We start from the raw sequence: 25,931 nt of genomic DNA on the forward strand, positions 1-25,931 counted from the left end.
CTGCGGATCGGCGACGCGCCGGTTGTTTTGCACCGAACGCCCCGGGCTCTGGCCTGGGGCGTTCTTTGTACCTGGTGCCGGGACGGCGCACCGGGAGCGCAGGAACGTCACCGTAGAATAAGCCGCATGATTGTTGGCATAGGCGTAGACGTTGTAGACATCGAGCGGTTCGGCCGCCAGCTTGAGCGCACCCCCGGCCTGAAGGACCGGCTGTTCGTCCCCGCCGAGCGGGAGCTGAACACCCGCTCGCTGGCCGCAAGGTTCGCTGCGAAGGAAGCTGTGGCGAAGGTCCTCGGTGCGCCGGCCGGCATGAACTGGCAGGACTGCTGGATCGGCCTGGACCACAACGGCCCCACCGTCCAGGTCAAGGGCACCGTGCTGGCCGTCGCCGAGTCCAAGGGCGTCAAGCGCTGGCACCTCTCCATCAGCCACGACGGCGGCATCGCCACGGCCACGGTCCTGGCCGAAGGCTGAACCGGCCCGCTGCAACTGACAACGTGATCAGCGCCTACACCGGAACCCAGGTTCGGGAAGCCGAGGAACCCCTCCTGGCCGCCAGCCTGGGCGACGTCCTGATGCAGCGCGCGGCCCACGGGCTGGCCCACGCCGTGGTGCTCGAGCTCAGGTCCCTCAGCCGCCGGCTCTACGGCTCCAATGTTGTGGTGCTCACCGGCAAAGGCAACAACGGCGGGGACGGTCTTTACGCCGGTGCTGCCCTCGCCGCCCGGGGGATGCGTACGACGGCGGTGCTTACCGCTGACTCAGCCCATCCCAAAGCCCTGGCTGCTTTTAGGCGCGCCGGCGGCAGGGTCCGGCAGCTTACCGACGCGGCACTCAGCGATCTGGCCGCAGAAGCGGTGCGCGCCGACGTCGTCATCGATGCTGTGCTGGGGACAGGTGCGAAAGGCGGGCTGCGGGGGAGTGCCGCCGGCCTGGTCAATGCCATCGCGGATGGCCGGGGACACACTGCCGGTCTTGTTGTGGCCTGCGACCTGCCCAGCGGCGTCGACGCCGATACCGGCGACGTGTCCGGACCGGTGCTGTCCGCGGATGTCACAGTGACGTTCGGCGCGGCCAAAGCCGGCCTGCTGGCTGACCCCGGTGCCGATCATGCCGGCAGGGTGGAAGTGGTGCCCATCGGCATCGAGGAGAATTTCGGCCGACCGGCCGTTCGCCGGCTCGAAGATGAAGACCTCGCGAACCTTCTTCCCCACCCTGCCCGGCGTTCCCACAAGTACTCGCGGGGAGTCCTGGGAGTGGTGGCGGGATCGGCTGACTATCCCGGCGCGGCCGTCCTGGCATGCCGGGGAGCCCTGGCAGCTGGGGTGGGGATGGTCCGGTACCTCGGGCCGCCCGAGGTCGCCGACCTGGTCCGTCAATCCTGCCCTGAAGTTGTCTGCAGTACCGGCACGGTAGCGGATAACCAGGTCCAGGCGTGGCTGGTGGGTTCAGGCATGGGACCAGCAGACCACGAACAGCTGCAGCGCGCCCGGGACGCCGTCGACTCCGGCCTCCCCGTGGTGGCCGACGCCGGTGCCCTGCCCGCCCTCCCTGATGTGCTCGCCCCGCACGTGGTGCTGACACCGCACGCCGGCGAGCTCGCCGCACTGTTGAAGCGGCTGGGCGCTGACCAGGACCGCGCCGGAGTAGAGGCAGGAACCCTCGAGGCCGCGCGCCAGGCCGCCACCCTCACCGGCGCGACGGTCCTGCTTAAGGGCGCCACCACGCTGGTCGCAGCACCGTCCGGGGATGTGTACAGCCAGGCCGACGGCACCCCCTGGCTCGCCACCGCAGGCAGCGGAGACGTGCTCGCGGGCATCATCGGTGCGCTGCTCGCCCAGGCGGGTCCCGACGTCGGACGCTTACGAATGCAGGGGGCAAAAGAGGAGGGGCATTGGGCTGCCGTGGCTGCGCTGGGAGCCGCGCTGCATGGCCGGGCCGGGAGGGCGGCGTCGGACGCCAGCTCCGGCGGGCCGATCGCTGCTGGCGGAATCGCCGACTCCTTACCCCAAATTTGGGGTAAAGTAAGCACGCTTAGTAACTCTGGGTCCCGGAAGCGTAATAGTCGTACCCAGCCGTTACGGTAGGCATTAGTTCGCACCGGCAGCAGTGGGCCCTGTCCTTCTGCTGCCGAAATTTCAACGAGGAGCATTATGGAAGTCTGGCCTGGATCGGCTTATCCCCTTGGCGCCACCTACAACGGGACCGGCACCAACTTTGCCCTGTTCAGCGAACGTGCTGAAAAAGTGGAACTCTGCCTTTTTGACGACGACGGCAAGGAAACCCGCATCGCGCTGGACGAGGTGGACGGGTACGTCTGGCACTGCTACATCCCGCAGATCCAGCCCGGCCAGAAGTACGGCTACCGGGTCCACGGCCCCTACGACCCTGCTTCCGGCAACCGTTTCAACCCCAACAAGCTGTTGCTGGACCCCTACGCCAAGGCCGTCCACGGCCAGGTGGACTGGGATCCGTCGCTGTTCACCTACAACCTGGGCGAAGAGCCGGACACCATCAATAACGAGGACTCCGCCAGCCACATGATGATGGGCGTGGTCATCAACCCGTTCTTCGACTGGGACGGCGACCAGAACCTGCGGATTCCGTATCACCAGTCGGTCATCTACGAAGCCCACGTCAAGGGCCTCACCCAGCTGCACCCGGAGATTCCCGAGGAACAGCGCGGGACGTACGCCGGCGTGGCGCACCCCGCCGTCATCTCCCACCTGCAGAAGCTCGGTGTCACCGCCATCGAACTGATGCCCGTGCACCAGTTCGTCAACGACGGCACCCTGCAGGACAAGGGCCTGAACAACTACTGGGGCTACAACACCATCGGCTTCTTCGCGCCGCAGAACACCTACAGCTCCACCGGCGATACCGGCCAGCAGGTCCAGGACTTCAAAGCCATGGTCCGCTCGCTCCACAAGGCAGGCATTGAGGTCATCCTCGACGTCGTCTACAACCACACCGCCGAAGGCAACCACCTTGGCCCCACGCTGTCCTTCAAGGGCATCGACAACGCCGCCTACTACCGGTTGATGGAGGGCGACGAAAAGCACTACATGGACTACACCGGCACCGGCAACACCCTGAACGTCCGCCAGCCGCACTCCCTGCAGTTGCTCATGGACTCGCTGCGCTACTGGGTCACCGAAATGCATGTGGACGGCTTCCGCTTCGACCTGGCATCCACCCTGGCCCGCGAGTTCTACGACGTGGACAAGCTGTCCACCTTCTTCGAACTCATCCAGCAGGACCCGGTGGTCTCCCAGGTCAAGCTCATCGCCGAGCCCTGGGACGTGGGCCCCGGCGGCTACCAGGTGGGCAACTTCCCGCCGCAGTGGACGGAATGGAACGGCAAGTACCGCGATACCGTCCGTGACTTCTGGCGCGGTGAGCCCGCAACCTTGGGCGAATTCGCCTCCCGCATCACCGGTTCGGCAGACCTGTACGAGCACTCCGGCCGACGTCCCGTGGCGTCCATCAACTTCGTCACTGCCCACGACGGCTTCACCCTGGCGGACCTGGTGTCCTACAACGAGAAGCACAACGAGGCCAACGGCGAGGGGAACAACGACGGCGAGTCCCACAACCGGTCCTGGAACTGTGGCGCCGAGGGCCCCACGGATGATCCCGAGGTCCTCGGCCTGCGGGCCCGCCAGCAGCGCAACTTCATCGCCTCGCTGCTGCTGTCACAGGGCGTGCCCATGCTCCTGCACGGCGACGAAATGGGACGCACCCAGCAGGGCAACAACAACGGCTACTGCCAGGACTCCGAGCTGACCTGGATCAACTGGGAGACCATTGACCAGCCGTTGGTCGAGTTCACCGCGGCGGTCAACGCCCTCCGCGCCAAGCACCCCACGTTCCGGCGCAGCCGTTTCTTCGACGGCAGGCCGGTCCTGCGGGGCGAGGGCGAGCGGCTGCCGGACATCGTATGGCTGGACCCGGACGGCGAAACCATGAAGCCCGAGGCCTGGGACAGCGGGTTCGGCCGGTCCGTGGGCGTCTTCCTTAACGGCGACGGCATTCAGGGCAAGGACAGCCGCGGCCGCCGGATCACCGACGTCAGCTTCCTGCTGTACTTCAACGCGCACGATGACACCGTTAAGTTCACGCTCCCGTCCGACGAATACGCCCCTGCCTGGGACGTTATGATCGACACCGCCGGGCAGAACGCGGACACCGAGCCCGTTGCCGCCGGAGAGCCGCTGCCCGTGGAAGCCAAGTCCCTGGTGGTCCTGCGGGCCCACACCGTCGAGGAAGTGGAGCCGGACCACTCCGTTGCTGCATCCCTCGCGGCGCTGACGCAGGCCACCACCAGCGAAGCGGAATCCATCAGCACCCCTGTTATCGCTGAACCCGGGAAGACCACCAAGGTGGGGGCGCGGAAGGCGGGCGAGAAGTGAGGGTTCCGGCTTCCACTTACCGGCTGCAGATCCGCCGCAGCTTCACCCTGTTCGATGCTGCAGACAAGGTCCCGTATCTGAAATCGCTTGGGGTGGACTGGGTTTACCTTTCGCCCATCCTGACGGCGGAGCAGGGATCGGACCACGGCTATGACGTGACCGACCCCTCCGCCGTGGACCCGGAGCGGGGTGGTCCGGAAGGCCTGCTGGCTCTCTCCAAGGCTGCCCGCGAGCACGGCATGGGTGTCCTGGTGGACATCGTGCCCAACCACGTGGGCGTGGCCACGCCGGCGCAGAACCCCTGGTGGTGGTCCCTGCTGAAGGAAGGCCAGGGTTCGCCGTACGCCGACGCCTTCGACGTTGAGTGGGACCTGGCCGGCGGGAAGATCCGCCTCCCCATGCTGGGCTCCGCTGAGGACCTGGACAAGCTGGAGGTCAAGGACGGCGAACTCCGCTACTACGACCACCGCTTTCCGCTGGCCGAGGGCACTTATTCCGACGGCGACTCCCCGCAGGAGGTCCACAGCCGCCAGCACTACGAGCTGATCGACTGGCGCCGCGCCGATGCCGAGCTGAACTACCGGCGCTTCTTCGCGGTCACCACGCTGGCCGGCATCCGGGTAGAGACGCCCCGCGTCTTCGAGGAAGCCCATGCCGAAGTGGGCCGCTGGTTCAACGAAGGGCTCGTGGACGGGCTCCGCGTGGACCACCCTGATGGACTGGCGGATCCTGCCGGCTACCTGCGGTGGCTGAAGGAGCTCACCGGCGGGGCCTACATCCTGGTGGAAAAGATCCTCGAACCGGGCGAGGTCCTGCCCCAGGACTTCGCCACCGAGGGCACCACCGGGTACGACGCCCTGGCTGATATTGACAGGGTCTTCGTTGATCCGGCAGGCCAGCAGCCGCTCGATGACCTCGACGCGAAGCTGCGGGAATCAGCAGCCCCCGCGGACTACGCCGAAATGATCCGGGGCACCAAGCGGATGATCGCCGACGGCATCCTCCGCTCCGAGGTGCTGCGGCTGGCCCGCCTGGTCCCCGCGTCCTACGGGCTTTCCGCGGAACAGGCTGCCGATGCCATCGCAGAAATCATCGCTGCCTTCCCGGTGTACCGGTCATACCTGCCCACGGGTGCCGAGATCCTCAAGGAAGCCTGTGAGTCCGCGGCGGCCCACCGGCCCGAACTGGAGGTCGCCGTCGGCACGCTGCTGCCGCTGCTCCTCGACCCGGCCAACCCGATCGCGGTCCGGTTCCAGCAGACCTCGGGCATGGTGATGGCCAAGGGTGTGGAGGACACGGCGTTCTACCGCTACACCCGCCTCGGCACGCTGACAGAGGTCGGAGCCGAACCGACGGAATTCTCTGTCTCGCCAGGAGAGTTCCACCACCGGATGACCCGGCGGCAGCAGGAACTTCCGCTTTCCATGACCACCATGTCCACGCACGACACCAAGCGCAGCGAGGATGCCCGGGCCCGGATCTCGGTGATCGCGGAACTGCCTCAGGAGTGGACTGCCACACTTAACAGCCTCCGCGAGCTGGCCCCGATTCCGGACGGCCCGTACGAGAACCTGCTGTGGCAGGCCATCATCGGTGCCTGGCCTGCAAGCCGGGAGCGGCTTCAGGGCTACGCGCAGAAAGCTGCCCGGGAGGCCGGCAACTCCACCAAGTGGACGGACCCTGACGAGGAATTTGAGTCCTCTGTCAAGGCCGCGGTTGATGCTGCGTTCGACGATAGCCGGGTCACCCAGGTGGTGGAGGACTTCGTGGCAGGGATCGACTCCTACGCCGCCACTAACTCCGTGTCCGCCAAGCTGGTCCAGCTGACCATGCCCGGTGTCCCCGATGTGTACCAGGGCAGCGAATTCTGGGAACGGTCCCTGACCGATCCGGACAACCGGCGGCCGGTGGACTTCGCGGTCCGCCAGGAAGAGCTGGCAAAGCTCGACGCCGGTACCCTGCCGGAAGCGGGGACCGAGACCAGCAAGCTCCTGGTCACCTCCCGTGCGCTCCGGCTCCGCCGCGACCGGCCCGAACTGTTCCAGGGCTACAGCCCGGTGACAGCAACAGGCGCTGCCGCTGATCACCTGCTCGCCTTCCACCGCGGTGCTGACGGGGCCACCGGAGCCCTGACGCTGGCCACCCGGCTTCCTGCAGGACTGGCGGCCGACGGCGGATGGCGGGACACCGCCGTCGAACTCCCCGTCGCTGTGCGGGACGAGCTCACCGGTGCCGGCTACGGGCCGGGCGCCGTTTCGGTGGGCGAGGTGCTGGGTACCTACCCCGTGGCTTTGCTCGTACCGGTGGATGGAGAAAAGGCATGACCCTCGTACACAGTGGGCCCGAGCGTTTCGACGTCTGGGCCCCGGACGCACATTCGGTGATCCTGCAGGCGGATGGCCGGCAGTACCCGATGCTGAAGAAGGAGACGGCGCCCGGCTCGGAGGGGTGGTGGACCGCCCCGGACGCTCCGGCTGACGGTGATGTGGACTACGGTTACCTGCTGGATGGGGACGGCCAGCCCGTTCCCGATCCTCGGTCGCGCCGGCTGCCCGACGGCGTCCATAAGCTCTCCCGGACCTTTGACCCCGCCGCCTACTCCTGGCAGGACGGCGCCTGGAAGGGCAAGGAACTGCGGGGTTCGGTCCTTTACGAACTCCATGTGGGGACCTTTACTCCCGAGGGAACGCTGGACGCCGCTGCCGGGAAGCTGGACTACCTGGTGGACCTGGGCGTCGACTTCGTGGAGCTGCTGCCGGTCAACGGCTTCAACGGCACCCACAACTGGGGCTACGACGGCGTGCAGTGGTACGCCGTCCACGAAGGCTACGGCGGGCCTGCCGCCTACCAGCGCTTTGTGGACGCGGCCCACGCCGCCGGCCTGGGCGTCATCCAGGACGTGGTGTACAACCACCTCGGCCCGAGCGGCAACTACCTGCCCAAATTCGGCCCGTACCTGAAGCAGGGGGACGCCAACACCTGGGGCGATTCCGTCAACCTGGACGGGCCCGGCTCGGATGTGGTTCGCGAGTACATCCTGGACAACCTTGCGTTGTGGCTCCGGGACTACCATGTGGACGGGCTCCGGCTCGATGCCGTGCACGCACTGCGCGATGAGCGGGCTGTGCACATTTTGGAGGAGTTTGGTGCCCTGGGGGATGCCGTCTCGGCGGAAACCGGGCTCCCGAAGACGCTGATCGCCGAGTCTGACCTGAACAACCCGCGCCTGATCTACCCGCGGGATGCCAACGGCTACGGGCTTGCCGGACAGTGGAGTGACGACTTCCACCACACCGTGCACGTAAGCGTCAGCGGCGAAACCACCGGGTATTACGAGGATTTCCAGTCCCTGGAGGTCCTGGCAAAGGTCCTGAAGGACGGCTTCCTGCACGACGGCAGCTACTCCAGCTTCCGCGGGCGCCACCACGGCCGGCCGATTAATCCTGCCTTGGTCCACCCGGCAGCGCTGGTGGTTTGCAACCAGAACCACGACCAGATCGGCAACCGCGCCACAGGGGACCGGCTCTCGCAGTCGTTGTCCTACGGGCAGCTGGCTCTGGCGGCCGTGCTCACCCTGACATCGCCTTTTACGCCCATGTTGTTTATGGGCGAGGAGTTCGCCGCGAGCACGCCCTGGCAGTTCTTCACCTCGCACCCTGAGCCGGAGTTGGGCAAGGCCACAGCAGAGGGCCGGATCAAGGAGTTCGAGCGCATGGGGTGGGATCCCGCCGTCGTGCCCGATCCCCAGGACCCGGAAACCTTCCACCGGTCCAAGCTGAACTGGGACGAAGCCGCCGGCGGTGACCACGCCCGGCTGCTGGAGCTCTACCGCTCCCTGACCGCTCTTCGCCGGGAGCACTCCGAGCTCGCCGGGCTTGGCTTCGGCGAGACGGCCGTGAAGTTCGACGACGACGAGGGCTGGCTGCGTTTCCGGCGCGGCAGTGTTGAGGTACTGCTCAACTTCTCGGACGCCAAGGTCCGTCTGGACGACGTGTCCGGGTCGGTTCTGCTGGCAACGGATGAGGGTACCGCCCTTGAAGGCGACGCCCTGGCACTGGCTCCCTGGAGCGCCGCGATTCTGAAGTCCTGATCCTTCCTAGAGCAAGGTGGCGCCGCGGGCTGATGATGTCAGCCCGCGGCGTAACTTCTCTGCGGCACAACTTCGGCGACGCAATCGCTTTGACGAACAGCGGGCCATCCTGCGCCGAGCCTTTGATCTGGGCGTTATCCATTTCGACCTCGCCAACAACTACGGCCCGCCCTGCGCACCATTTGCGCTGCCTTCTGACTCCCAAATCAAAGTCCGCCGCGGGTACTTGTAGAATTAGAGGCTCTATGTCTCAAACGGGAGAAGCATGGCGCATTCGACGCTGACCAACAAAAAGGCCGGGGTCGGGGACCTTCGGCAGACCACGAAGAGCAAGCGTCCTGACATTCAGGGACTCCGTGCGATAGCCGTATTGGCTGTCATCTTTGACCATCTGGTGCATTGGCCGTCCGGAGGATTTGTCGGCGTTGATGTATTTTTTGTTATTTCTGGGTTCCTCATCACCGGGCTGCTACTTCGGGAGCACGACCGAACGGGGACCATTTCGTTTTCCGGCTTCTACAGGCGGCGCGCCCGGCGAATTCTCCCGGCCTCAGTTGTGGTTCTGGCTGTCACAGCCTTGGTGGGCTTTTTCCTGCTAAACGCCAGCCGCGCACAAGCGACCGTTGAGGATGCGCTGTGGAGTTTGCTGTTCTCGGCCAATTGGCACTTTTCTGCAGCTGGCACAGACTATTTCCAGGCGTCAGGGCCAGTTTCCCCACTGCGACATTTTTGGTCGCTCGCAGTTGAGGAACAGTTCTACTTCGTATGGCCCTGGCTCATGCTTTTCATCTTCTCGGTGGGAGGTCGCTCAACGAAGTGGGACACTTCCAAGGCTCACAGGGTTGTTGGACTGGCGATGCTTGTCATTGCGGCGCTGTCGTTCGGCTGGGCTTTGTTCGAGACCACTGCGAGGCCGACCGTCGCTTACTTCTCAACCTTCACTCGTACCTGGGAACTGGGAATCGGTGCCCTGCTAGCCGTGTTAGTTCCCGTATTCAAGCACATTCCGGCGATGCTTCGGCCCGTCCTGGCCTGGGCCGGTATTGCTGGCATCTTTTGGTCGATTTTTTCGGTTGCCACAGACATGCCATTCCCGGCACCATGGGCGGCCGCCCCTGTATTGGCGACGGCGCTCGTGATCGCTGCGGGCACCGGTGGAGAGCAGCGGTTCATATGGCCGCTGACAAATGGGGTGACCGGCTACGTGGGCGACATCTCTTACTCGCTTTACCTCTGGCATTTCCCCGTCATAATCTTCCTGGGTTCGCTCATTAAGGAGAGCTCTGCGCTCTACGTTCCCGTCGCTGTCATTGCCATGCTTGCGCTCTCAGTATTGTCCTTCCACTTCATTGAGGAGCCAGTCCGAAAAAGCACCTGGCTGGAGAACCCGGTTGCAGCGTTGCCCGGAAAGCGAAAGCGCCAACGCACGGTGCGAAAGCGAACCAGGCGGCTCTTTTTGACCGGCATCCTGGCTATTGGCCTAGTGGTATATGCGCTGGCAGGCGTCCTGACCTCAGGCCATGAAGAGGCCCCGCAACCGGCCGAGGCGGCCAGTGGAACGAACGCGGCAGCGAGGGCCGACGCCGTTAAACAAGCACTGACAGCCGACGCATGGCCGAAACTGAACCCGGACATTGGGGAGCTTAGGGACAAGGGCCACAGCACCGTTTCCTGCCATGTCGCGCCGGAGGCCCCGGCCCCGGCCGAATCCGACGTTCTCGGCAAGTGCCTCAATGGAGACAGGGCCGCTCCGAAGACCGCCTTCCTGCTGGGTGACTCCTACGCCGCGGCGCTGGCGCCGGGAGTGGTCTCCGCCCTCATCCCGGAGGGCTACAAGGTAGTAGTGCTCGCCCGCAGCTCCTGTCCCGCAGTCCAGGTCGACGTAAGGCTCAAAGACGGTTCTGAGTACAACAAATGCTCAGACTTTCAGAACTTCGTCGAAAAGCAGGTTGCGAAACATGCGCCTGACCTGGTGGTGATCAGCGACTGGCATGGCCATCTCAACCGCCTCGCTTCCGGGGCATCAGGGACTGAGGCCATAACGCAATGGAAAGCGGCGCTGTCGTCCTCTGCACAGAAGTTTGCAGCCTCGGCCAATCAGGTTGCGGTGGTGGCGGGACCTCCCACGGGACGCGACCTCCAGGAATGTGCCACGCCCGTCAGTAAACCTGCAGACTGCGTGTCCCCTGTTCCGGCTGCGTACAAAAACTTCTCGGGGGCAGAGCGGTCCACCATCGCTTCTTTGGGCCGCAAAGCAGTGAAGTACGTCCCGGTTCAGGACTGGTACTGCACAGAGGAGGAGAGGTGCCCGCCGTTCATCGGGACGAGTCCGGTCTACGTGGACGGCGGCCACCTGACCGCCGCCGCTGCTCAAGATATCGCGCCGTTGCTGCGAGCTTCCTTGCGCTGATATGCAACGGTGCGGCTGACGCTTCTTCATGGCGAACGCGGCCGCCGCCGCGGGCTGATGTCAGCCCGCGGCGTAACTTTTGCGCCTTGGGCTGTTGTGCGGGTCACAACTGGCAGGATGGAACGTATGACTTATTCCGCGGCGGAAGACCGCTACGACTCCATGCCCTACCGCCGCGTCGGCCGCAGCGGTCTGAAACTCCCGGCCATCTCACTCGGCCTCTGGCACAACTTCGGCGACGATAAGCGTTTTGACGAACAGCGCGCCATTCTGCGCCGCGCCTTCGACCTGGGCGTCAACCACTTCGACCTCGCCAACAACTATGGTCCTCCGGACGGTTCCGCCGAGACCAACTTCGGCCGGCACCTCAAGGACGACTTCAAGCCGTACCGTGACGAACTGGTCATCTCCACCAAGGCCGGCTACTACATGTGGCCCGGCCCCTACGGGGAGTGGGGCTCCCGCAAGTACCTGATCTCCAGCCTGGACCAGTCGCTGCAGCGGATGGGCCTGGACTACGTGGACATTTTCTACAGCCACCGGCCGGACCCCGAGACGCCGCTTGAAGAGACCATGGGTGCCCTGGATTATGCAGTGCGATCGGGCAAGGCGCTGTACGCGGGCATCTCCTCCTACACCCCAGAGCAGACCATCGAGGCCGCCCGCATCCTGAAGGAACTTGGAACGCCGCTGCTGATCCACCAGCCCAGCTACTCCATGCTCAACCGCTGGACCGAGAACGGCAGCCCCAACCTGTACGAGGCACTGGACCAGGTCGGGGCCGGCTCCATCGCGTTCTCACCGCTGGCCCAGGGCATGCTCACCGACCGCTACCTCAACGGCATCCCGGCTGACTCCCGTGCCGCCAAGGCCCGGTTCCTGTCCGAGGATGCCATCACCGACGAGAAGCTGGACCGGATCCGCGGACTGCACGGTATTGCCGAGAGCCGCGGGCAGTCGTTGGCGCAGATGGCCATCGCGTGGATCCTGCGGGACCAGCCGAAGGGCTCTCCTGTGACCTCGGCACTGATTGGTGCGTCCAGCGTCCGCCAGTTGGAGGACTCCCTGGCCGCCGTCGACAACCTTGCATTCACTGCCGACGAGTTGGACGCCATCGACGAGTTCGCGGTGGAATCGGACATCAACCTCTGGAAACAGCCGGTCTGATCTCCCCGTTGGCATTCCACAAGGTGGGACGGGGGAACAAGCCTCCGTCCCACTGTGTTGGGTACTATGAAAAGGCGCCGCGCGGCGCCGAGCCTGCCGGCCGCCGTCGTACTTTCCTCACAGCGGAACCCGGCCGGCTGACGTTTTGTCTCAAAGGAGTTCCGTGTCTTCACATCCGATTCGTGTTGCAATCGTCGGCGTAGGAAACTGTGCCGCTTCGCTGGTCCAGGGCGTCCAGTACTACAAGGACGCTGACCCCAAGGCCACAATCCCGGGCCTGATGCACGTCGAGTTTGGCCAGTACCACGTGGGTGACGTTCAGTTCGTCGCTGCGTTCGACGTTGACGGCAAAAAGGTCGGCGTTGACCTTGCCGATGCGATCCTGGCGAGCGAAAACAACACCATCAAAATCGCTGACGTGCCGCCCACCGGCGTCACCGTCCAGCGCGGCCACACCCTCGACGGTCTGGGCAAGTACTACCTCGAAACCATCGAGCAGTCCACCGAAGAGCCGGTGGACGTTGTCCAGGCACTCAAGGACGCTGCCGTTGACGTGATGGTCTGCTACCTGCCGGTCGGGTCTCAAGCCGCTGCCGAGTTCTACGCCCAGTGCGCTATTGACGCCGGCGTGGGCTTCGTCAACGCCCTGCCTGTGTTCATCGCCGGAACCAAGGAGTGGGCCGACAAGTTCACCGCCGCGGGCGTGCCGATCGTTGGCGATGACATCAAGAGCCAGATCGGTGCCACCATCACGCACCGCGTTATGGCCAAGCTCTTCGAAGACCGCGGCGTCACCCTGGACCGCACGTACCAGCTGAACGTTGGCGGCAACATGGACTTCAAGAACATGCTGGAGCGCGACCGCCTGGAGTCCAAGAAGATTTCCAAGACGCAGGCTGTGACGTCCAACGTGGAAGCCGAGCTGGCCGCCAAGGACGTCCACATCGGCCCGTCCGACTACGTCCAGTGGCTTGACGACCGCAAGTGGGCATTCGTCCGCCTCGAAGGCCGCAACTTCGGCGACGCCCCCGTGTCGCTCGAATACAAGCTGGAAGTCTGGGACTCACCGAACTCCGCCGGCGTGATCATTGACGCCATCCGCGCCGCTAAGATCGGCCTGGACCGCGGCATCGGCGGCCCGCTGCTCTCAGCATCGAGCTACTTCATGAAGTCCCCGCCGGAGCAGTTCAACGACGACCTCGCCCGCGAAAAGGTGGAAGCCTTCATCCGCGGAGACCTCGACCGCTAACCCCTCCCGACGCGCGCTCACTTGTGGCCGGGTTCCTCGGGATGCAAGCTCTTTTGTGGCCGGGTTCCTGGGGACGCAAGCTCTTTTGTGGCCGGGTTCCTGGGGGATGCGTGCTCGCTTGTGGCCGGGTTTACGCCGAACGCTTCTCCGTTTTGTCGGGGAAGCGTTCGGCGTTTAACGGTCGGAATGACCTCGTCCGTATCCTCGTGTCCTTGACCGCATCCTGCCGGCAGCACTTCTCAGGCGACTTAGGCCGTTGCGAAACCGGATGCAGCAGCAGGGTCCACTGCTGACTTCTTCAGCACTCGTTTGATTCCTTTGACGGCTGTAGTGAAACGGTCGTCCAAGTCAGCCTTGTCGAGGATGATCACGGACCATCCAGCCGCCTCGAACGCTTTGTCCCTGCGCCGATCGCTTAGCCGCTGTGGCTCCTGAAGGTGATGTGCGCCGTCGTACTGGATGGCAACTCTCCGCCGTCTGAAGGCGAGATCCGCAGACGGCGATCGGGGGTCATCAGGCCGGAGGCTCAGTTGAAGCTCCGGCTCCGGAAGGTTGGCATCCAGCATTGCCAGGCGGAGGAAGGTTTCTGGAGGGGAGTCCGCACCCACGCGCATCAGGTCCAGTGCTTGCCTGGCCCGCACTACTCCTTGAAAGTTTGGGTGCCGGGCGACCATTGCGCGCAAACTGTCCAGGCACGCATACGGCTGTTCCCGGCCCTCCAGTCCGGGCCGTGGCAGCCTGATCAATTCGTCGCCCATAGCCACCAGATCGTGCAGCGGCAGCATTCTCGCCATGTCGAGCCACGTACGCGCGCGGGTGCTGAGCCAAATCCCGTCCACAAACTCCACCTCGCCCGGGCCAACCAGAACCCTGTGCCCGTGAATGCCCTTCCTGCGGGCCCCGGGAAGAGCCTTGGGCTTGCTGAGATGGAGTTCCACAGAGTCGGAGAGCCAGGCGGGCAGCCATGAATTCCGCAGCCGTGCTGCAGTGATGTGGGAAATCCAAGCTCCCGGCGTGGCCTCCGACAGGGCGCGGGCGGCATCTTCAAGGTCAAAATCCCACGTGGAGGGGCGGTATAGTCCCCGACCAACATGAGCCACATCGTTGCGCCTCAGACGGCTGCGGGTCAGGCCAGCGCTCCGAGCCTTTTCGACAGTGAAGGGTTTGCTGGCCAGTTGCATCGGTAAGGGATGGAGGCTTTGCATACTGCATTCTCATCCATGCAACCGACTTGGCGTCAGAGTTATCCACAGGAACGCATCCCTTCAACGGAAGCGTCGATGAGCAGGAGAATCAGGTGAGCGCGGGTTGGGGATGGGGCGGTCGTAGGTGAGCGCGGGTTGGGGGTGGGGCGGTCGTAGGTGAGCGCGGGTCTGGGAGAGGGGTGGGTTAGGTGAGGCCCACCGGGTTGCCGGCGTCGTCCACGTCCATGCGCATCGCGGCCGGGGCGGCGGGCAGGCCGGGCATGGTCATTACGGCTCCGGTCAAGGCCACGATAAACCCCGCTCCGGTCTTGGGCAGGAGGTCGCGCACGTGGATGGTGAAGCCCTTGGGTGCGCCGAGGCGGGAGGCGTCGTCCGTGAACGAGTACTGGGTTTTGGCCATGCACACCGGCAGCCCGGACCAGCCGTTCCGCTCGATGTCGGCCAGCCGCTTCAGTGCCGGCACCGAGAAGTCGACGCCGTCCGCACCGTAGATCTCCTGGGCTATGGTCCGGATCTTGTCCTCCACCGGCAGTTCCAGCGGGTACAAATGACGGAAGCTGTTCGGCCCGTCCACCACACGGGCCACGAGGGCTGCCAGTTCGTCGCCGCCGTCGCCACCGCCGCCGCCTGCCCAGACATCCGCGACGGCGGCCAGGACGCCTTCAGCTGCACACCAGGCCAGCAGCCAGTCGAGTTCCTCCTGGGTATCCGAAGAGAACCTGTTGATGGCCACCACCGGCGTCACACCGAACTTCTCCACGTTGCGCACATGCCGCCGCAGGTTCGCCACCCCGGCTTCAAGGGCCGCCAGGTCCGGCACCGTGAGCCGGTCTTTTGCCACCCCGCCCTGCATCTTGAGCGCCCGCACGGTGGCCACCACCACCACGGCTGAAGGGGCCAGGCCGCCAAACCGCGCCTTGATGTCCATAAACTTCTCGGCACCCAAATCAGCGCCGAAACCGGCTTCCGTAACAACGATGTCCGCGAGCCGCCGGGCCGTCTGGGTGGCGATAAGGGAGTTGCAGCCGTGGGCGATATTGGCGAACGGACCACCATGCACCAGGGCCGGGGTTCCGGCGATGGTCTGCACCAGGTTCGGTTTGATGGCCTCCTTCAGGAGCAGGGTCAGGGCGCCCTGCACCCCCAGATCCGCCACCGTGACCGGGGAACGGTCAAAGGTGTAGCCGAACGTGATCCGGCCCAGCCGCTCGCGGAGGTCCGCGAGATCGGTGGCCAGGCAGAAAACGGCCATGATCTCGGACGCCACGGTGATGTCAAACCCGTCCTGGCGGGGGACCCCCTGCGTCGGCCCGCCGAGCCCGATGACCACCTCCCGCAGGGCGCGGTCGTTCATGTCCAGCACCCGTTTAAAGGTCATCCGCCGGGGATCAATATTGAGTTCGTTGCCCTGGTACATGTGGTTGTCCACCAGCGCCATCAGGGCATTGTTTGCAGACGTCACGGCGTGGAAGTCACCGGTGAAGTGCAGGTTGATCTCGTCCATCGGCAGCACCTGCGAGTACCCGCCGCCCGTGGCTCCGCCCTTCATGCCCAGGACCGGGCCCAGCGACGGTTCCCGCAGCGCGATCATCACCCGATGCCCCGCCCGGGAAAGCGAGTCGGCCAGCCCTACCGTGGTAGTTGATTTCCCTTCGCCGGCCGGGGTGGGGGACATGGCCGAGACCAGCACCACCTTCCCGTGCGGCGGCGGCGCCGAAAGCGCCGCAGGATCAATTTTCGCCTTGTACCGCCCGTATAGTTCCACCGCCTCTACGTTGATGCCTGCGGCGGTTGCAATCCCCTCGATGGGCCGGATCCGTGCCGCGCGGGCGATCTCAAGGTCACTCGGGGTAGCAGGCATCTTTGTCCTTTGCTGGAGCGGTAGGGCGTCTGGAGCGGTAGGGCGACGTAAGCGGAGGGGCAGTTAAAGCGTTACGAGGCAGGAACGGTGGTCAGGGGATGGCTTACCTGCTTGTCGACGGCGGCGTGGTAAGTCTCGAGCGTGATGGCGGCGGTGCGCTGCCACCCCGAGTTCTGGGCGCGGATGGCGGCTGCCCGCCCCATGTCTTCACGGGTGACGGGGTCGTCATACAGGGCCTCCAGAGCATCTGCCCAGTCCGAGGCGTGGTGGCCGTCCACCAACAGCCCCGTCCTGCCGTCAAAAATTGCCCGCGATAGGCCGCCGACCCGCGTGGCCACCACCGGGGTGCCGCAGGCCTGCGCTTCAAGCGCTACCAGCCCAAAGGACTCGCTGTAGGACGGCATCACCACCACGTCAGCCGCCCGGAACCATGCAGCCAGCTCCGGTGAATTCACGGGCGGAAGCTGCGTGACGACGTCGTCCATCCCCGCCTCGGCAACCAGCCGCCGGAGGTTGAACTCCTTGTTCCCGCTTAACGAGCCGAGGATGGTGAGCCGCAGGTTAATGTCCGGCCGCCGGCGCCGTAACAGGGCCGCCGCCTTCACCAGGATCTGTGGCCCTTTCAGCCGCTGGATCCGGCCCGCGAAAACCAGGTGGAAAGTCTCCGGGCTGATGCCCCGCTCCGTCCGCGATTTGGCGCGGAACGCAGGCGTGAAGGTGCTGAGGTCGACCCCGGGCGGGGCGATGTCTATCCGGTCGTACGAGGCGCCGTAATGCGACACCAACTCGGCCGCCTCCGCGCTGGTGTTGGCAATCAGCCGCGCGGCACCGTCCACAATCCGGTGCTCACCCAGCTCGCGGCGGCGTGGCTCGGGCTGCTCACCGGACTCGAGCAGCAGGTTCTTGACCTTGGCCATGGTGTGCATGGTGTGGACCAGCGGCACGCCCCACAGTTCGGACAGCTCCAGGCCGGCAATGCCGGACACCCAGTAGTGCGAATGGATGACGTCGTACCGCCCGTGCGGCTGCCGCTGCCGGATCTGCTCGATCTCGTCCACCATATGGTGGAGAAGTCCGGGAAGCTCTTCCTTCGGAATTTTCTTTGTGGGCCCGGCGAGGACGTTGTGGACACACACCCCTGGATCGGGGTGCTCGACGGCGGGCTGGCTGGCTGAGGTGGAACGCGTAAAGATCTCCACTTCCACACCTGCCTCGGCCAGTGCGGAGGCCAGTTCACGGATGTACACGTTCATGCCGCCGGCATCGCCGGAACCCGGCTGCTCCATGGGGGAGGTGTGGAGGGACAGTAAAGCCACCCTGCGGACCGGTGCCACGGGACCTCCTTCCGGCCACCGGCGCGGGATGACGCGCCGGGTCAGTGCTGGGCATTCGATAAAACACTACTCCTGTGTCAACGCGTCCCGCCGCGCCACATCTTCCCCAAAGCCGGAAACGCCTCCTCGTAGCCCGCAAGCAATGCCGCGCCCAGCTCTTCGGACCCCACGAGCGGGTGCCGGGCAAAGGCCTGCACTGCCGGCTCCCGGTCACCCTCCACCGCTGCCCGCACGGTCAGCCGCTCCACGTCCTTCACCTGCCGCAGCAGCCCGAGTTGCTCCGGCGGGGGAGGCTGCTGGGCCAGCGGCAGCGCGCCGTCGGGCGTCACGGTGCAGGGAAGTTCGACGACGGCGTCCGCCGGCAGGCCCGGAATGGCGGCTGTGGGGGTGGCCAACGGAGTGGTGGTTGGGGTGGGAGCGGCGGGCGCGCCAGCGGAAGGCAGGGTGTTGCGGGTGTTCAGGATCAGCTGCGCGTCCCCGGACCCGGACAGGGCACGCATGGCTGCCAGCGCCACCCGCTCATAGCCGCCGCCGGCGAGGTCGGACTCATCGCGGTGTTCGTCCTTCCCGCGGGCCTCCGCCAGATAGCCCTCTTCCCGTGACCGGCGCGCGGCTTCCCACAACTCAAAGGCCTCATTGCCCGCTGCAGCCAGACGCGGGTACAGCTCCTGTTGCTGGCTGTGGATGGATTCTCCGCGGGTGGCGGGCATGGCACGCATCGCCTCCCGCGCGGCGTCCTGCTGGTAGTAGTAATACAGGTACTCATTGGGAAGCGCGCCGAGGCGGGCAAGGAACGGCTGCGGAAACAGCCGGCCCTCCTCGAAGGATTGAAGGGCCTGCGGATCCGAAAGCAGCGCTGGAAGGACGTCCCGTCCGCCGGACTCCAGCCGGTACAGCCAGCCCAAATGGTTCAGCCCGTAGTAGCCCACGCCGTCGAGCGTTCCTTCCGGCAGGGTAACGCCGGCGGCCCGGGCGGCGCGGTGCACCAGGCCGCCCGCGGAGTCGCAGATCCCGATGGCGCGCGTGCCAAGTACCGGCAGGAGTGCCTCGGTGACCATGCCGGCGGGGTTGGTGAAGTTGATCAGCCACGCATCCGGGCAGTGTTCCTTCATTGACCGCGCCAGGGCCATCATGTGGGGAATGGTCCGGAGGGCGTAGGAAATACCGCCGGCACCGGTGGTTTCCTGCCCCAGGAGGCCCAGGTCCTGAGCGACCCTCTCGTCCAGGATCCGTCCGGCGGTGCCGCCGGGACGGATGGCGGCAAACACCATCTGCGTTCCCGCCAACGCTTCCGGGAGGTCGGTGGTGGGATGGACCGGCAGCCGGGGACCTGGCACGTGCATGCTGCGCAGGACCGCTGTCACAGCGACAAGGCGGGAGAGATCGACGTCGTACAGCACCAGTTCGGTGACCAGGCCTTTATAGGGGCGGGCGACCAGCGCCCGGTAGATCAGCGGAACCCGGAAACCACCACCGCCGACAATCAGAAGCCGCATAATCAGCAGTCTAGGCGCGGGTGTCCGCGGCACCTACGGCCGCCCCTACCGGATGTCGGTAGCAAGGCGTAGTGTGCGGCACATGGACGCGATTCCAGCACGCCCGTTTGACCCCCTGGCCGCCGTCCGCTCGCCCTCGGACCCCGGATTTGATGTGCTGCTGGCAGGAACGGTGTTCCAGGACATCATCTTTACCGGCCTGCCCCACGGACCCGAACCTGGCACGGAAATCTGGAGCGACGGCATGGGCAGCTGCCCCGGCGGGGTTGCCAACCAGGCTATCGCTGCGGCACGCCTGGGACTCCGCACCGGCCTGGCCGCGGCCTTCGGCGACGACGGCTACGGGGACTTCAACTGGAGAATCCTGTCCAGCCAGGAGCACGTGGACCTCAGCCTGTCACGGAAGGTCCCCGGGTGGCACTCGCCGGTTACGGTTTCGCTGTGCGTCGACAAGGACCGGTCGCTGGTGACCCACGGCCATGCAGCGCCGGTGACGGCGTCGGAGCTTATCGGGGACCCGCCTCCCGCGCTCGCCGGCATCGCGGAAGTAGGACTGGACGTTGAGCCGTGGGCCAAGGATGCACACCAGGCGGGGGTAAAGCTGTTCGGGGACGTCGGGTGGGATCCCAGCGGCGTATGGGCACCGGTCCGGCTGGAGAACCTGCAGTATTTCCACGCGTTCCTGCCCAACCAGCGCGAGGCCATGGCGTTTACCGGCAAGGACGATCCGTGGACCGCTCTGTACGCGCTGGCGGACCGGGTGCCGGTTGCCGTGGTGACGCTCGGGCCGCAGGGGGCCATGGCAGTTGATTCCGAAACCGGGGAAGAGGAGTGGGTGCCTTCCTTGCCCGTTAAAGCCTTCGACCCCACCGGCGCCGGTGACTGTTTCGACGCCGCGTTCATCGTTGGAAGCCTGGCCGGCTGGCCGCTGGGGAACAGGCTGCGTTTCGCGAACCTTTGTGCCTCGCTGGCGGTACAGGAGGTGGGAGGATCGCTGGCCGCGCCGGGCTGGGGCGACATCGCTGACTGGTGGCAGCGGGCCAATGCCCGGCCCGAACGGCAGACCAGCCAGTGGCTCCGGCGGTTCTCCTTCCTGGCCGACATTGTCCATGACGTGCCGCTCGCAGCCCAGCGCAGGGCATCGGCAACCATCGCGCACCTCTCGGACGCCTGATTATTCGGCCCGAAGCGCCAGCACTAGAATCACTAGGGTGACTTACCCCGCAACAACCGGTGATTTCGACGCCGCCCCGGCACAGGACCCCCGCAACGAACGGTCCGCCGTGATCGACCTTGACGCGATCCGGCACAACGTCCGCCGGTTGGCGGCGGCAGCTTCCCCGGCAAAAGTGTTGGCGGTGGTGAAGGCGGATGCCTACGGACACGGCGCCGTCCCGGTGGCCCGCGCTGCCATGGAAGCCGGTGCCTCCTGGCTGGGGGTCGCCCACATCTCCGAAGCCCTGGCGCTGCGTGCTGCCGGAATCGACGCGCCGCTGCTCGCCTGGCTGCACACCACGGAAAGCAACTTCGGCGCAGCGGTGGCAGCCGGCGTCGACATCGGGTGCTCGGGCTGGGAACTTGACCGTATTGTCGCGGCTGCCCGGGAGCAGGAGCGTCCGGCCCGCATCCATCTGAAAGTGGACACCGGCCTGGGCCGCAACGGTGCAACGCTTGATACCTGGGACCACCTGGTAGGCGAGGCCATGGAATACCAGGACCAAGGGCTGCTGCGCGTGGTTGGGATCTTCTCCCACCTCGCCGTCGCCGACGAACCGGAGCGGCCGGAGACCGACGAGCAGCTCGCGGCGTTCAGGGAAGCACTTGCTGTGGCCGAGGATGCCGGCGTTGACCCAGAGGTCCGGCACCTGGCCAATACACCGGCAACGCTGTCCCGCCCGGACACCCACTTTGACCTGGTCCGCGTGGGCCTGGGGATCTACGGGTTGTCGCCCTTCGAAGGGCAGACGTCCGCCGAGCTGGGGCTCCGCCCTGCCATGACGCTCCGGACCCTGGTGTCGCAGTGCAAGGAGGTCCCGGACGGGCAAGGCGTTTCCTATGGACTCCGCTACCGCACCAGTGGCCCCAGCACGCTCGGCCTGATCCCGGTGGGCTACGCCGACGGGGTGCCCCGCATCGCCACCGGCGGGCCCGTCCGCGTGGCCGGCACAACGTACCCCGTGGTGGGACGCATCGCCATGGACCAGATGGTCATCGACCTCGGGAACACCGGCCCTGCCAGTGCAGGCCTGCTGGGCGCCGAAGCCGAGCTGTTCGGGGACGGTGCCGACGGCGGCCCCACCGCTGATGACTGGGCGCGCGCGGCCGGAACCATCAACTACGAGATCGTCACCCGGATCAGCCCGCGGGTTCCCCGCCGCTTCATCAACGAACAGGCCCCCGCCGTCCTGCAGGCTTCGGAGGGGGCGGCATGAACGCGCCCGAGCCCCGTGCTGCCCCGGAGAACGGTGAGGCACGTCCCAACTGGGAAAAGACCTTCACGGCGACGACGGCGGACCAGACCCACGCGCTCGCTGTGCGCCTGGCGGCGGTCCTGGAAGCCGGGGACCTGCTGGTGCTCTCCGGCGAGCTGGGTGCCGGGAAAACCACCTTCACCCAGGGTTTGGGGGAGGGGCTGGGCGTCCGCGCCGGCATCATTTCCCCCACGTTCGTGCTGGTCCGCATCCACCCCAACCTGCCGGACGGGCCGCGTCCGGGCGGCCCGGACCTGGTCCACGTGGATGCCTACCGCCTTGGCTCAGCCGCGGAGATTGACGACATCGACCTTGAGAACACGCTCGATTCGTCCGTGACGGTTGTTGAATGGGGCCACGACCGGGTGGAGCACCTGAGCGAGAGCCGGCTGGAGATCGACCTGCACCGGGCAATCGGGCTGGGCGGAACGGGACTCAACGGCACGGGCCTCGGCGCTGCTGGCCCAGCTGCCGGGGCGGGCAACGGTTTCCGCAGGTCCGACGGCGGCACCCTGGACTTCGAGACTGAGGACACTGACGAGCCCCGGACCATCGTGATGCGCGGTTATGGTCCGCGCTGGCCATTCGTTCCCGAACCTGTGGCAGCCTTTGAAGGGAAAGCCTGATGCTCATCCTCGCCATCGACACCTCGGCCGTGGCCAGCGCGGCGCTGGTGTCCGGCGACGCCCTGGAAGGCGTGGTGGGCAGCTTCTCCACCGAGGACACCCGCAGCCACGCTGAGGTGCTCGCGCCGGGCATCGAGCAGATGCTTTTTGATGCCGGCGTCAGCGGAAGCGATGTTGATGCCCTGGTGGTGGGCGTGGGTCCCGGCCCGTTCACCGGCCTGCGGTCGGGCATCGCCACGGCGCGCACCCTGGCCTTCGTCTGGGGCAAGCCACTGCACGGGCTGATGAGCCTGGACGCAGTGGCGCTGGAAGTGGCGGAATCCACCGCCGCAGCACCCGAATTCCTGGTGGTGACCGACGCTCGCCGCAAAGAGGTCTATTGGGCCCGCTACAGCCTTGCCGACGGCCAGCTTCCCGTCTTGGAGGACGGCCCCCACGTAGGGTTTGCGAACGACCTGCCGGACCTTCCCGCCTACGGCGCCGGCGCCGGCCTCTATGCAGACACCCTGAAGGTAAACCCGGACTTCGCGCAGGAGCAGCCGGATGCCCTGTACCTGGGACAGTTCGCGCTGGCCAGGCTCGCCGCAGGCGACGCTCTCCTTGATTCCACCCCTTTGTACCTCCGCGAATCCGACGCCCAGGTCCCCGGACCGAGGAAGAGGGCCCTGTGAGCACCGCCCCGGATCCCAGCAACCATGGCGTCTCCGTGCGGGAGATGACCCCCGACGACGTCATTGCTGTCAGCGTTCTGGAGCAGCGGCTATTCCCGGTGGATGCCTGGCCCCTGCAGATGTTTTATGACGAGCTGGCCCAACCGGAGACCCGTTGGTACCTGGTGGCCGAGGGCAGCGAAGGCATCGTGGGCTACGCCGGGCTGATGTGCATTGAACCCATCGCGGATGTCCAGACCATCGCCGTCGTGCCTGAATATGAAGGGCGCGGGATCGGCACCACGCTGCTGACCCGGCTTATTGGGGAGGCACGCCGCCGGTACGCTGCAGACCTCCTGCTGGAGGTCCGCGCAGATAACCCCCGCGCCCAGCAGCTTTACCGGCGCTTCGGTTTCGAGCAGATCCACGTCCGCCCCCGCTACTACCGCGACGGTGTGGACGCCCTCATTATGCGGCTCCAGCTCGCCGGCAGCACCGGTGAAGGAACGGGAGACGGCACATCAACGGAAGCAGGCCAGCCATGAACCGCTCGCAGCCCCTGGTGCTCGGCATCGAATCCTCCTGCGACGAGACCGGGGTGGGCATTGTCCGGGGGACCACCCTCCTGACCAACACCGTGTCCTCGTCCATGGACGAGCATGTCCGGTTTGGCGGGGTCATCCCCGAAATTGCCTCGCGGGCGCACCTTGACGCCTTCGTCCCCACCCTCGAACAGGCGCTGTCCGACGCCGGCGTGGCCCTTGCTGACGTAGATGCCATCGCCGTTACGTCCGGCCCCGGCCTGGCCGGGGCCCTCATGGTGGGGGTCTGTGCCGCGAAGGCCCTGGCCGTGGCCACCGGCAAGCCGCTGTACGCCATCAACCACCTCGTGGCGCACGTGGGTGTGGGCCTGCTGGATGGACAGCAAGCCGCCGCCCCCCGGCTGCCCGAGAACCTCGGCGCCCTGCTGGTCTCCGGCGGCCACACCGAGATCCTTAAAATCAACAGCATCACCGACGACGTGGTCCTCCTAGGCTCCACCATTGACGACGCCGCCGGCGAAGCCTACGACAAGGTGGCCCGCATCCTAGGGCTTGGCTATCCCGGCGGACCCGCCATCGACAAGGTGGCCCGCACCGGCAACCCCAAGGCGATCCGTTTCCCCCGCGGCCTCAGCCAGCCCAAATACATGGGCACTGCCGAGGAACCCGGCCCGCACCGCTACGACTGGTCCTTCAGCGGCCTGAAAACCGCTGTCGCCAGGTGCGTTGAGCAGTTCGAGGCCCGCGGCGAGGAGGTCCCGGTCCCGGACATCGCGGCCGCCTTCCAGGAAGCCGTGGTGGACATCATCTCCTCCAAAGCTGTGCTGGCCTGCCGGGAAAACGGCATCAAGGATGTGCTGCTCGGCGGCGGCGTGGCGGCAAACTCACGCCTGCGTGAGCTGACGGGCCAGCGCTGCGCCTCTGCCGGGATCAGGCTGCACGTACCCCCGCTGGACCTTTGCACCGACAACGGCGCCATGGTCGCCGCACTCGGAGCGCAGCTGGTGATGGCAGGGGTGGGGCCCAGCGGAATCAGCTTCGCCCCGGACTCGTCCATGCCGGTCACAGCGGTGTCCCTCCCCGCCTGACCCGCCTTGCCCTATCAGTTGTGGTCCCCAAGCCACCGGTTTAGGGACCACAACTGATAGGGCAACCGAGTATGAAAGCTCAGGCGGTGGGGCCGTTCCGCATCTGCTTCACCAAGTCCAGGACGACGGCCTGGAGGTCGCCGCCATGCTCCTCGGCAACCCGGCGCTGGCGCTGGTAGCCGGCACCGCGGCGGATAATCTTTTCGACGTCGGCCAGCTCATCGGGGCAGCCCAGCTTGGCTGCTACGGGCTCGAGCCGGTTCAACGTTTCGAGCAGATGGTCGGTGACCAGCTGTTCCTTGCCGGCAGCATCCAGAATGATGATGGCGTCCATGCCGTAGCGGGCTGCCCGCCACTTGTTCTCCTGGACGTGCCACGGTGGCATGGTGGGGATGGTTCCGCCGTTGTCCAAGGTGGTGGAAAACTCGTCCACCAGGCACTGGGTGAGGGCGGCGATGGCGCCCACCTCTTCCAGCGTGGCCAATCCGTCGCAGATGCGCATCTCGATGGTGCCCAGGTTCGGCACGGGCCGGATGTCCCAGCGGATTTCCGAAAGAGTGTCGATCACTCCGGTGGTGAACATGTCCTGCACATAGGACTCGTAGTCGTCCCAGGAGCTGAACTGGAAGGGCAGCCCGGCCGTAGGCAGCTGCTGGAACATCAGCGCCCGCTGGGACGCATAGCCGGTGTCCTCGCCGCCCCAGAAGGGGCTCGACGCCGAGAGCGCCTGGAAGTGCGGGAAGTAGTTGACCAGCCCGTCCACCACGGGGAGCGCCTTCTCGCGCCGGTCCAGCCCAACGTGCACGTGGACGCCGTAGATGACCATCTGGCGGCCCCACCACTGGGTGCGGTCGATCAGTTTTGCGTACCGGGCCTTGTCCGTCACCGGTTGCAGCTGCGGCGGGCTGAACGGGTGGCTTCCGGCGCAGAACACTTCCACACCCATGGGATCGGTGATTTCCCGGACGGCCGCGAGCGACCTGCTGAGGTCCTCCTTGGCATCGGCGGCGGTCTCGCAGATGCCGGTGACCAGTTCCACCGTATTCAGCAGCAGTTCCTGCTTGATGTGCGGGTGCTCGTCATCCTCGTTGAGCTCCGGGTGGCGGGAGGCCACGCCGCGGAGCACCTCATTGGCCACGGAGGCGAGCTCGCCCGTCCTGCCGTCCACCAGCGCGAGTTCCCATTCGACACCAAGTGTTGATTGCCTCGATGAAGCGAACTCAATCTTCACGCGTTTCCTAACTGTCCTGTTTGCCGCTGGCTCACGCCGTCACTGAAGGGCTTCTGCCGGCAGGCGAACGGGTGTTTCAAGTCTAGTGCAGGGGTAGCA

At 65.9% G+C, this 25,931-nt stretch carries 19 protein-coding genes and 1 pseudogene; 15 read left to right on the forward strand and 5 right to left on the reverse strand.

The window, feature by feature from the left end; genetic code table 11:
• Positions 1–126: 126 nt before the first annotated feature.
• The 9 genes and pseudogenes from QFZ70_RS05120 (at position 127) to QFZ70_RS05155 (ending at position 13,328) form a co-directional block, all read left to right on the forward strand.
• Entirely contained in the window at positions 127–474 is a 348-nt protein-coding gene (locus QFZ70_RS05120) for a holo-ACP synthase (RefSeq protein ID WP_307094374.1), read from the forward strand.
• Between the two features lie 23 nt (positions 475–497).
• Positions 498–2,087: an NAD(P)H-hydrate dehydratase gene (locus QFZ70_RS05125; protein ID WP_307094375.1), complete on the forward strand. Its 1,590-nt coding sequence runs from the start codon at positions 498–500 to the stop codon at positions 2,085–2,087.
• 66 nt (positions 2,088–2,153) lie between these two features.
• The gene (gene glgX, locus QFZ70_RS05130; RefSeq protein ID WP_307094376.1) at positions 2,154–4,412 is read left to right on the forward strand and encodes a glycogen debranching protein GlgX; all 2,259 of its coding nucleotides are present in this window, start codon (positions 2,154–2,156) and stop codon (positions 4,410–4,412) included.
• Positions 4,409–6,736, forward strand: coding sequence for a malto-oligosyltrehalose synthase (gene treY / locus QFZ70_RS05135; RefSeq protein WP_307094377.1), 2,328 nt, complete (start codon positions 4,409–4,411; stop codon positions 6,734–6,736). The genes glgX and treY overlap by 4 nt, the downstream gene beginning before the upstream one ends.
• The gene (gene treZ, locus QFZ70_RS05140; protein ID WP_307094378.1) at positions 6,733–8,502 is read left to right on the forward strand and encodes a malto-oligosyltrehalose trehalohydrolase; all 1,770 of its coding nucleotides are present in this window, start codon (positions 6,733–6,735) and stop codon (positions 8,500–8,502) included. The genes treY and treZ overlap by 4 nt, the downstream gene beginning before the upstream one ends.
• Positions 8,502–8,674 (forward strand): annotated as a pseudogene (locus tag QFZ70_RS18955) (aldo/keto reductase); the annotation flags it as partial. The gene treZ and the pseudogene QFZ70_RS18955, both read left to right, overlap by 1 nt.
• A gap of 93 nt (positions 8,675–8,767) precedes the next feature.
• The gene (locus tag QFZ70_RS05145; RefSeq protein WP_307094379.1) at positions 8,768–10,912 is read left to right on the forward strand and encodes an acyltransferase family protein; all 2,145 of its coding nucleotides are present in this window, start codon (positions 8,768–8,770) and stop codon (positions 10,910–10,912) included.
• 126 nt (positions 10,913–11,038) lie between these two features.
• Positions 11,039–12,079, forward strand: coding sequence for an L-glyceraldehyde 3-phosphate reductase (gene mgrA / locus QFZ70_RS05150; RefSeq protein WP_307094380.1), 1,041 nt, complete (start codon positions 11,039–11,041; stop codon positions 12,077–12,079).
• 163 nt (positions 12,080–12,242) lie between these two features.
• A complete protein-coding gene (locus QFZ70_RS05155; protein WP_307094381.1) occupies positions 12,243–13,328 on the forward strand; it encodes an inositol-3-phosphate synthase in 1,086 nt (361 codons plus the stop codon).
• Between the two features lie 248 nt (positions 13,329–13,576).
• Here the strand turns inward: QFZ70_RS05155 and QFZ70_RS05160 are convergent, their stop codons facing one another.
• From QFZ70_RS05160 to QFZ70_RS05175, 4 genes are all read right to left on the reverse strand, one after another.
• On the reverse strand, positions 13,577–14,533 hold the full coding sequence (locus QFZ70_RS05160; RefSeq protein ID WP_373461536.1) for a hypothetical protein: 957 nt from the start codon (positions 14,531–14,533) through the stop codon (positions 13,577–13,579).
• Positions 14,534–14,717: 184 nt separating this feature from the next.
• Positions 14,718–16,394: a formate--tetrahydrofolate ligase gene (locus tag QFZ70_RS05165; protein WP_307094383.1), complete on the reverse strand. Its 1,677-nt coding sequence runs from the start codon at positions 16,392–16,394 to the stop codon at positions 14,718–14,720.
• Positions 16,395–16,465: 71 nt separating this feature from the next.
• Complete coding sequence (mshA, locus tag QFZ70_RS05170) at positions 16,466–17,728, reverse strand: D-inositol-3-phosphate glycosyltransferase (protein ID WP_307094384.1); 1,263 nt, start codon at positions 17,726–17,728, stop codon at positions 16,466–16,468.
• A 77-nt stretch (positions 17,729–17,805) separates the two neighbouring features.
• Positions 17,806–19,224, reverse strand: a complete 1,419-nt coding sequence (locus QFZ70_RS05175) for a 6-phospho-beta-glucosidase (RefSeq protein WP_307094385.1) — start codon at positions 19,222–19,224, stop codon at positions 17,806–17,808.
• Between the two features lie 82 nt (positions 19,225–19,306).
• Here QFZ70_RS05175 and QFZ70_RS05180 point away from each other — a divergent pair, with 82 nt between their 5' ends.
• Genes QFZ70_RS05180 through tsaD form a run of 6 tightly spaced genes read left to right on the forward strand, consistent with a single transcriptional unit; the run spans position 19,307 to position 24,601 of the window.
• Positions 19,307–20,398, forward strand: a complete 1,092-nt coding sequence (locus tag QFZ70_RS05180) for a carbohydrate kinase family protein (RefSeq protein WP_307094386.1) — start codon at positions 19,307–19,309, stop codon at positions 20,396–20,398.
• A 37-nt stretch (positions 20,399–20,435) separates the two neighbouring features.
• Entirely contained in the window at positions 20,436–21,656 is a 1,221-nt protein-coding gene (gene alr / locus QFZ70_RS05185) for an alanine racemase (protein ID WP_307094387.1), read from the forward strand.
• The gene (tsaE, locus tag QFZ70_RS05190; protein ID WP_307094388.1) at positions 21,653–22,321 is read left to right on the forward strand and encodes a tRNA (adenosine(37)-N6)-threonylcarbamoyltransferase complex ATPase subunit type 1 TsaE; all 669 of its coding nucleotides are present in this window, start codon (positions 21,653–21,655) and stop codon (positions 22,319–22,321) included. Before alr ends, tsaE begins: the two co-directional genes overlap by 4 nt.
• Entirely contained in the window at positions 22,321–22,992 is a 672-nt protein-coding gene (gene tsaB / locus QFZ70_RS05195; RefSeq protein ID WP_307094389.1) for a tRNA (adenosine(37)-N6)-threonylcarbamoyltransferase complex dimerization subunit type 1 TsaB, read from the forward strand. The genes tsaE and tsaB overlap by 1 nt, the downstream gene beginning before the upstream one ends.
• Positions 22,993–23,036: 44 nt before the next feature.
• Positions 23,037–23,516, forward strand: coding sequence for a ribosomal protein S18-alanine N-acetyltransferase (rimI, locus tag QFZ70_RS05200; protein ID WP_307097799.1), 480 nt, complete (start codon positions 23,037–23,039; stop codon positions 23,514–23,516).
• Positions 23,513–24,601, forward strand: coding sequence for a tRNA (adenosine(37)-N6)-threonylcarbamoyltransferase complex transferase subunit TsaD (gene tsaD / locus QFZ70_RS05205; RefSeq protein ID WP_307094390.1), 1,089 nt, complete (start codon positions 23,513–23,515; stop codon positions 24,599–24,601). The genes rimI and tsaD overlap by 4 nt, the downstream gene beginning before the upstream one ends.
• A gap of 79 nt (positions 24,602–24,680) precedes the next feature.
• Here tsaD and QFZ70_RS05210 read toward each other — a convergent pair whose 3' ends face one another.
• Positions 24,681–25,832, reverse strand: a complete 1,152-nt coding sequence (locus QFZ70_RS05210) for a glutamate--cysteine ligase (RefSeq protein WP_307094391.1) — start codon at positions 25,830–25,832, stop codon at positions 24,681–24,683.
• Positions 25,833–25,931: the final 99 nt, after the last annotated feature.

Source organism: Arthrobacter sp. V1I9 (genome assembly GCF_030817075.1).
In the GTDB taxonomy this organism is placed as follows: Bacteria; Actinomycetota; Actinomycetes; order Actinomycetales; family Micrococcaceae; genus Arthrobacter.

Bases quoted from the DNA above. Each gene is read 5' to 3' on its own strand.
- QFZ70_RS05180 (WP_307094386.1), top strand. From the start codon at position 19,307: ATGGACGCGATTCCAGCACGCCCGTTTGACCCCCTGGCCGCCGTCCGC.
- treZ (WP_307094378.1), top strand. From the start codon at position 6,733: ATGACCCTCGTACACAGTGGGCCCGAGCGTTTCGACGTCTGGGCCCCG.
- QFZ70_RS05160 (WP_373461536.1), bottom strand. From the start codon at position 14,533: ATGCAAAGCCTCCATCCCTTACCGATGCAACTGGCCAGCAAACCCTTC.
- mgrA (WP_307094380.1), top strand. From the start codon at position 11,039: ATGACTTATTCCGCGGCGGAAGACCGCTACGACTCCATGCCCTACCGC.
- glgX (WP_307094376.1), top strand. From the start codon at position 2,154: ATGGAAGTCTGGCCTGGATCGGCTTATCCCCTTGGCGCCACCTACAAC.
- QFZ70_RS05165 (WP_307094383.1), bottom strand. From the start codon at position 16,394: ATGCCTGCTACCCCGAGTGACCTTGAGATCGCCCGCGCGGCACGGATC.
- tsaE (WP_307094388.1), top strand. From the start codon at position 21,653: ATGAACGCGCCCGAGCCCCGTGCTGCCCCGGAGAACGGTGAGGCACGT.
- rimI (WP_307097799.1), top strand. From the start codon at position 23,037: ATGACCCCCGACGACGTCATTGCTGTCAGCGTTCTGGAGCAGCGGCTA.
- tsaB (WP_307094389.1), top strand. From the start codon at position 22,321: ATGCTCATCCTCGCCATCGACACCTCGGCCGTGGCCAGCGCGGCGCTG.
- QFZ70_RS05120 (WP_307094374.1), top strand. From the start codon at position 127: ATGATTGTTGGCATAGGCGTAGACGTTGTAGACATCGAGCGGTTCGGC.
- QFZ70_RS05145 (WP_307094379.1), top strand. From the start codon at position 8,768: ATGGCGCATTCGACGCTGACCAACAAAAAGGCCGGGGTCGGGGACCTT.
- tsaD (WP_307094390.1), top strand. From the start codon at position 23,513: ATGAACCGCTCGCAGCCCCTGGTGCTCGGCATCGAATCCTCCTGCGAC.
- QFZ70_RS05175 (WP_307094385.1), bottom strand. From the start codon at position 19,224: ATGCGGCTTCTGATTGTCGGCGGTGGTGGTTTCCGGGTTCCGCTGATC.